The sequence below is a fragment of the Nocardioides sp. genome (genome assembly GCF_034670285.1).
Classification (GTDB): Bacteria; Actinomycetota; Actinomycetes; order Propionibacteriales; family Nocardioidaceae; genus Nocardioides.
On record NZ_JAXMNS010000250.1, the window covers coordinates 1 to 5,707 of the forward strand.

Annotated in this window: 5 protein-coding genes and 1 pseudogene; 4 read left to right on the forward strand and 2 right to left on the reverse strand. The window is 70.5% G+C overall.

What is annotated here, in order from left to right:
* Window positions 1-331 (forward strand): annotated as a pseudogene (locus tag VOI19_RS12890) (hypothetical protein); the annotation flags it as partial.
* A gap of 2 nt (window positions 332-333) precedes the next feature.
* On the opposite strand, the gene VOI19_RS12895 reads toward VOI19_RS12890, so the two are convergent.
* Window positions 334-801: an IclR family transcriptional regulator C-terminal domain-containing protein gene (locus VOI19_RS12895; RefSeq protein ID WP_323793365.1), complete on the reverse strand. Its 468-nt coding sequence runs from the start codon at window positions 799-801 to the stop codon at window positions 334-336.
* A 173-nt stretch (window positions 802-974) separates the two neighbouring features.
* Here VOI19_RS12895 and VOI19_RS12900 point away from each other — a divergent pair, with 173 nt between their 5' ends.
* Complete coding sequence (locus tag VOI19_RS12900; RefSeq protein WP_323793366.1) at window positions 975-2,402, forward strand: FAD-binding oxidoreductase; 1,428 nt, start codon at window positions 975-977, stop codon at window positions 2,400-2,402.
* On the opposite strand, the gene VOI19_RS12905 is transcribed toward VOI19_RS12900, so the two are convergent.
* Window positions 2,389-2,823, reverse strand: a complete 435-nt coding sequence (locus tag VOI19_RS12905) for a DUF1801 domain-containing protein (protein ID WP_323793367.1) — start codon at window positions 2,821-2,823, stop codon at window positions 2,389-2,391. The genes VOI19_RS12900 and VOI19_RS12905 overlap by 14 nt on opposite strands.
* A gap of 50 nt (window positions 2,824-2,873) precedes the next feature.
* On the opposite strand from VOI19_RS12905, the gene VOI19_RS12910 reads away from it, so the two are divergent.
* On the forward strand, window positions 2,874-4,691 hold the full coding sequence (locus VOI19_RS12910; RefSeq protein WP_323793368.1) for a 1-acyl-sn-glycerol-3-phosphate acyltransferase: 1,818 nt from the start codon (window positions 2,874-2,876) through the stop codon (window positions 4,689-4,691).
* 3 nt (window positions 4,692-4,694) lie between these two features.
* Window positions 4,695-5,707: HAD-IB family hydrolase (locus tag VOI19_RS12915; RefSeq protein ID WP_323793369.1), on the forward strand; the 1,013-nt coding region annotated here is incomplete at its 3' end.

The window sequence follows — 5,707 nt, forward strand, 5'->3', positions numbered from 1 at the left end:
CCACGCCGCCCCCCAGGGCGCGGCCTGCCGCGTGACCTGGCTGCGGCTCAACCACGGCGACGTGGAGCGGGGGATCGAGCGCTATCGCACCTCGGTGCTGCCGGCCATCGAGGGTCTCCCCGGGTTCTGCAGCACCAGCCTGATGATCAACCGCGACCTGGGTCGCGCGTGCAGCACGACGACGTACGACACCGCGGAGTCGATGGCCGCCAGCCGCGACCGCAGCTGGGCGCTCCGGGAGTCCGCGGTGCGCGAGGTCGGCGTCGACGTGATGGACGTGGCCGAGTTCGAGCTGGTCGTCGCGCACCTGCGGGTTCCCGAGCTGGTCTGACCTCAGGAGACCTTGCGCAGCCTGTCGTTGACCTCCAGCAGACGGGCGATGGTCTGCGCCGCGAGCTCGTCGGTGTGGCGGAAGAGGGGCACCGAGACGCTCACGGCGTCCGTGACGACAGCGCTGTGCCGAGGGACGATCGCGACCGCGTAGCACTGCACGTCGGCGGAGTTCTCCGAGCGGTCGACGGCATAGCCGTCGCGGCGCACCTGGGCGAGCTCGCGCAGGAGCGCGTCGTGGTCGGTGTTGGTGCCGGGGGTCAGGGCGACCAGGTCACGGGGGAGCAGCCGCTCCACGCCCGCGGTGTCGCGCGTCGCGAGCACTGCCTTGCCGAGACCGGCGGCGGGTTCCTCTACGGGCTGGCCGACACGACCACGAGCCCGGTCCTCGTGCACGCCCCCGTGGTCGTCTTCGGCCTCTGGAGCCTCGTCGTCGCCGCGGTCCTCGTGCGTGGCACGCCGAGCTGTCATGAACAGGTCAACTCCTAGCCCGTTCGTGCCATTGCTTTCTGGGGTCGCCGCGAGGATGGTGGAAGCGGTGGCGGTGCCGCTCGGTGCCGCTCAGGGTCTGGGGGTGGTGACGAGAGCGGTCCGAACAACGGGTCTCGGGCAGATGCGCGCTCCAGCGCCGGAAAGTGCCACCCATGTCCATTTCAGTTGCAGCAACTCAGAGCGGAACCGTCCGATTCGAAGATGACCAGGTCGCCGAGCTCCGCACGGTGTTCCGCGGTCAGGTGTACGCGCCGGGCGATCCCGGCTACGACGAGATGAGAGCGGTCGAGAACCTCGCGATCGACTGTCGTCCTGGTCTCGTCATCAGGTGCTCGGGGGAGGCCGACGTCATCGACGGAGTACGCCTCGCTCGCGAGCGAGGCCTGCTCCTCGCCGTGCGTGGGGGCGGTCACCACGTGGCCGGTCACGGCACGGTCGACGGCGGGCTCGTGCTCGATCTGCGCGACATGAACGCCGTGTGGGTCGATCCGGTCAACAAGTCGGTCCGTGTGCAGGGCGGCGCCACGTGGGGTCAGGTCGACCGGGAGGCCCAGGTCTTCGGTCTCGCGGTGCCCGGCGGTGTCGTGTCGACCACCGGGGTCGGCGGACTCACCCTCGGGGGAGGCATCGGCTGGCTCCACCGCAAGTGGGGGCTGGCCTGCGACAACCTGCTCTCGGCCCAGGTCGTGCTGGCGTCCGGGGACCTCGTGACCGCCAGCGCCGATGAGAACGCCGACCTGTTCTGGGCGCTCCGTGGCGGCGGGGGCAACTTCGGGGTCGCGGTCGACCTCACCTTCACCGCGCGCGAGATCGGGCCCAGCGTCGCCCTCGCCGTGGTCTTCCACGAGGCCTCGGCCGGCCGAGAACTCATGCCCAAGTGGCGTGACCTCGCCCTTCGCTGTGGCGACGAGGTCACCACGCGGGCGTTGTACTGGTCGTTGCCGGCCGCGCCGGACCTGCCGCCGCCGCTCCAGGGCAAGGACGTCTTCATCGTGGCGGCGCTGTACGCCGGCGATCAACAGGAGGGCCAGTCGACCATCGAGGAGTTCCGCGGGCTCGGCGAGCCACTCTTCGACATGAGTGAGCACCTCCCGCACTATCGTGCGCTCCAGGCCGGCTTCGACCCTCTGGTCACCGGCCATCACAGCTACTGGAAGTCGACCTACCTCGACGAGCTGAACGACGAGACGTTGGAGTTCATCCACTCGAAGGCGATGTCGCGCCCGGACCCCAGTGTGCTCATCCACGTCCCGATCATGGGCGGTGCCACGGCGGCCGTCCCGGCCGAGGACACGGCGTTCGGCGATCGCAGCGCACCCTTCATGCTGAGCATCGATGGCAACACCTACGATCCGGCGAACTACGAGGCCGTTCGCGCGTGGGTGCAGGACACCATGGCGGAGGCCGGTCGGCTGCAGGGCGCGGGAGGTGCCTACCTCAACTTCTCGGGAGACGACGCCACCGACGAGACCGTGCTCCGACAGCAGTACGGCGGCAACCTCGCCAGGTTGCGGGCGGTCAAGGCGACCTACGACCCCGGCAACCTGTTCCGCATCAACAACAACATCACTCCGGCCTGAGGTCGTCTGCGTGGTTGGTCGCCCAGGCCCGGGCGACCAGCTCACGCAGGACGTCGGTGTCGACGTCCTCCAGACGCTTCACGTAGAGACAGCCCTTGCCCGTCGTGTGCGTGCCGAGGCGCTCGAGGAGGTCGGCGTTGCTGCCGTAGTAGGTCAGTCCGTAAAGCGTCAGCGCAGCCTGGCGAGGAGCCAGCCCGACGGCGAACCACTCGTGCCGCTTGCCGTCGGCCGTGGTGTAGCGAAGGGTCCCGAAGCCGACCATCGAGGCACCCCACATCACGGGCTCGGCTCCCGTGACCTCGCGCATCAGAGCGAGCACGTCCTGGGCATCCGCGCGGCGTCCGGGCTGCTCGACCCCGGCGAGGTAGGCCGCGACGTCGTCTGACGTGGGCTTGGTCTTGCGGGTTCCTGAGTCGGCCATGACTCCATGCTCGCAGCGCGCGTTGTGACCCGCGCCACTAGGCTGCGCCCATGAGCGCCGTCGATCACGAACGCAGGGCCGTCGAGCTGGTTCTCGGCACGACCCAGTACACCGAGGCACTGGCCGCGCTGCGCGAGCGCACCGGCCGTCCCGAGGAGGAGCTGCGGGCGGAGTCCGAGGCGGCGCTGACCGAGATGGCGGCGTTCGTCGACGAGTCGGCCTCCAAGATCTGGGACCGGATGGGCCGGTGGCTGACGCGCTCGTACGAGGTCGACGTCGACACCACCAGGCTCGCCGAGCTGTCCGAGCTCGGACGCAAGCACTCGCTGGTGTTCCTGCCCAACCACCGCTCCTACCTCGACCCGCTCGTGCTCCGGGCGGCCACGTCAGGCCACGGCTTCCCGAGCAACTACACGCTCGGCGGCATCAACCTCGCGATGTGGCCGCTGTCCGAGCTAGGCAAGCGCAGCGGCCTCATCTTCATCCGACGCTCCAGCCGCGACGACGCCGTCTACCCGGCCATGCTGCGGCTCTACCTCGGCTTCCTGCTGCGTCAGCACTGCAACCTCGAGTGGTACTTCGAAGGCGGTCGCACGCGCACGGGCAAGCTCCGGCCGCCGCGGATGGGCGTGCTGCGCTACCTCGTCGACGCCTTCCGCGCCAACGGCAACACCTCCGACGACGCCTACCTCGTGCCAGTCTCCATCGTCTACGACCAGCAGCACGAGGTCTCGGCTCTCTCGCGCGAGGAGAGCGGCGGCACCAAGGCGCCCGAGAGCCTCACCTGGCTCTACCGCTTCGCCCGGGCCCAGGGGCGGCGCCGCGGTCGCGTGCACGTGCGGTTCGGCCCTCCGCTCTCGTTGCGCGAAGCCCTGGCGGACGCCGGGTCGCGCGCTGAGTCCGACGACCTGACCGAGGTGGTGCCGCGCGTCGCCTTCGAGGTGGCCCACCGCATCAACGCCGCGACCCCGATCACGCCGTCGGCGCTCGTCGCCTTCGGCCTCCTCGACAACGACGGCCGGGCCATGACGCTCGCCGAGACCCTCGAGGTGCTCGAGCCTCTGGTCGCCTACGTGCGGCGGCGTCAGCTGCCGCTGACCGCCGACGTCGACCTCGGACGCCCCGAGGGGCTGCGTCGCGCCCTGGCCACCCTGGTGCGTGAGGGAGTCGTGGTCGAGTACGCCGGCGGGCTGGAGCCCGTCTACGCCATCGCGCCGGACCGCCAGCACGAGGCGGCGTTCTACCGCAACACCGTCACGCACTACTTCACCGACCGGGCGATCCTCGAGGTCGCGCTCGTCCAGGCCTCGCACGACCCCCTCACCGACACCGCCGACCACGCAGCCGTCGTCGCCGCCACCTGGGCGCGAGCCCTCGCCCTTCGCGACCTCCTCAAGTACGAGTTCTTCTTCGCCACCAAGCGTGAGTTCGATGCCCAGCTGCGTTACGAGATGGAGCTGGTGCGGCCCCGCTGGATCGAGGAGAAGCCAACCGCGAAGGAGATCGCTGCCCTCGTCACCGACTCCCACCTCCTCCTGGCGCACCGGGTCATCGGGCCGTTCCTCGAGGCCTACTCCGTGGTCGCGGACCGGTTGGTGACGCGCGAGCCCGCGGCACCGCTGGACGGCGACGCGCTGGTCGCCGAGAGCCTCGGCGTCGCCCACCAGCGCTGGCTGCAGCAGGATCTGCACTCGCCGGAGTCGATCTCCAAGGACCTCATGGGTGGAGCCCTCAAGCTCGCCGGTAACCGTGAGCTGCTCGGACCCGGCGGCGACGAGCTCCGTCAGCGCCGGCAGCACCTCGCCGACGAGCTGGCCGCAGCGGTCGACGCCATCGGCGTCGTTCGCTCGATCGCCGTGAAGCACTGAGCCATGGCGGACATCGACGACCTGCTCGCCGCCGTCGAGGCGGGTCCGCAGGGCCCCGAGGTGGGGGCCTTCTTCGACTTCGACGGCACCCTGATCCACGGCTACTCGGCGGCGCTCTACTTCCGCGACCGTCTCGCCAGCAGGTCGGTGGGCCCGCAGGAGCTCCTGGCCACCCTGGTCGAGGTGTTCAACATGCAGCAGCGAGGGCACGACGTGACCCGCCTGGTCGGGGTCGGGCTCGGCGCGCTGCGCGGCCAGAGCCTCATCGAGCTCGAGGAGATGGGCCAGCAGCTCTTCCGCTCCCGGATCTCGGGCCAGCTCTACCCCGACGCGCGCCGGCTGGTGCGCGCCCACCTCAGGGCCGGGCACACCGTCGCGCTCGCCTCGTCCGCCACGCGGTTCCAGGCCCAGGCAGCCGCGGAGGACCTCGGGATCGAGCACCTGCTGGTCACCGAGGTCGAGGCGCTCGACGGCATCGTCACCGGGCACGTCGACGGGCCGATCCTTTGGGGTCCCGGCAAGGCGGAGGCCGTGGAGGGCTTTGCCGCCCAACGGGGGCTGGACCTCTCGGAGTCCTATGCCTACGGCAACGGGGGAGAGGACGTCTTCTACCTCGAGACCGTCGGGCGACCGCGGCCCCTGAACGCCGACAGCACCCTCACCGCGGCGGCGGCGGAGCGAGGCTGGCCGATTCACCGGCTGCATCGGGAGCGACGGCTGACCCCGGGCAACGTCGTGCGCTCGGCGGCGTCGTTCGCGGGGCTCTTCACCGGCGTCGCCGCCGGTCTGGGGGCAGGGCTGCTCAACCAGGACCGTCGAGTGGCGCTCACCGTCGCGGCGGCCGTGAGCTCAGAGCTGGCGCTCGCCGGAGCAGGGGTGACGCTCGAGGTCGAGGGGGAGGAGCATCTGTGGCTCCACCGGCCGGCCGTCTTCGTCTTCAACCACCAGAGCCAGCTCGACGTCGTGGTGCTTGCGGCCCTGCTGCGGCGCGACTTCACCGGTGTGGCCAAGAAGGA